General features: G+C 34.9%; 1 protein-coding gene. It reads left to right on the forward strand.

The annotated features are described in order from the left end of the window. Nucleotides 1-51 precede the first annotated feature (51 nt). A protein-coding gene (locus ACVBAX_RS25240; RefSeq protein ID WP_447119695.1) for an IS3 family transposase occupies nucleotides 52-1421 on the forward strand; the annotation gives its coding sequence in 2 pieces (ribosomal slippage) (nucleotides 52-517 and nucleotides 517-1421; 1371 coding nt in all). The last annotated feature ends 32 nt before the right edge of the window (nucleotides 1422-1453 follow it).

The raw sequence follows: 1453 nt of genomic DNA on the forward strand, positions 1-1453 counted from the left end.
TGAACTGCCCCATAAATGTTAGACATCAATCTTACATTTATGGGGTTTTTTATGTCTAATTTTACAGCGGAAAATAGAATACAAATGGTTTTAAGGTATTTAAATGGTAACGAATCAATTAAGGAAATTTCACGGCAGGTACAGATAAATAAGAGTGTTTTAAGTGGATGGATTCGCCTTTACGAACAGCATGGTAGTGAAGCTTTCCTAAAAAACTATACACGCTATTCAACTGAGTTTAAAATGGATGTATTAAATTATATGAACGAGACGGGTACATCCTCTGTTGATACAGCAGCAATTTTCAATATTTCCTCTCCTGGAATGATTCGGAATTGGCGAACAAAGTGGAAACAAGGTGGAATAGATGCCCTACAATTAAAGAAAAAGGGGCGTCCATCTATGAAGAAAGAAACAAAGAAAAGTGAACCAAAGAAAGCAGCACCAACACCAGTTGAAGGTACAGTAGAAGCATTACAAGCGAAAATAGAAAGATTAGAAATGGAGAATGCTTACTTAAAAAAGTTGAATGCTTTAGTTCAAATGCAGGAAAAATTACAAACAAAATTAAAGCGCAAGTAATTTATGAACTAAAGGATCAGTATGATGTTGTGGATTTAGTTGAAGTCGCTGACATTCCACGCAGTACGTATTATTATTGGGAAAGACGATTAAATCAAGTCGATAAGTATGCGAATGTAAAAGAAGAAATAAGAGAAATCTATCATGCACATAAAGGACGTTATGGCTATCGTCGTATCACGAAAGAACTAAAGAAAAAAGGCATTCATCATGACCAAAAAACTATAAATAAATTAATGAATACCATGGGCTTAAAATGTCTAGTGCGTATGAAGAAATATCGTTCCTACAAAGGTAGCGTAGGGAAAATTGCACCCAACATATTACAACGCGATTTTAAGGCGGAAAGAATGAATCAGAAATGGGTAACAGACGTTACAGAATTCCACTTATTTGGAGAGAAGCGTTATCTTTCGCCGGTACTCGATTTATGCAATGGTGAAATCATTGCTTATAACGTGATGAAACGTCCTGTTTATAGACTCGTGGGTGAAATGTTAGACAAAGCAATTGAGCATCTTAAACCTGGAGATCAAGTAATTCTTCATTCTGATCAGGGCTGGCATTATCAAATGAAACAGTATCAAAAAACCTTAGAAAAACACGAAATTACGCAGAGTATGTCACGTAAAGGCAACTGTTTAGATAATGCGGTCATCGAAAATTTCTTTGGCTTATTAAAGTCTGAGTTGCTTTACCTGCAAGAGTTTGAGAGTATTGAGCATTTTGAACAAGAATTAGAAGAGTATATTGATTACTACAATCAAAAGAGAATGAAAGCAAAATTAAAAGATCTGAGTCCAGTAGAATACCGAACTCAGATCTTAGAAGTTGCCTAAAAATATTTGTCTAACTTTATTGGGTCAGATCA

Source organism: Robertmurraya sp. GLU-23, assembly GCF_052983275.1.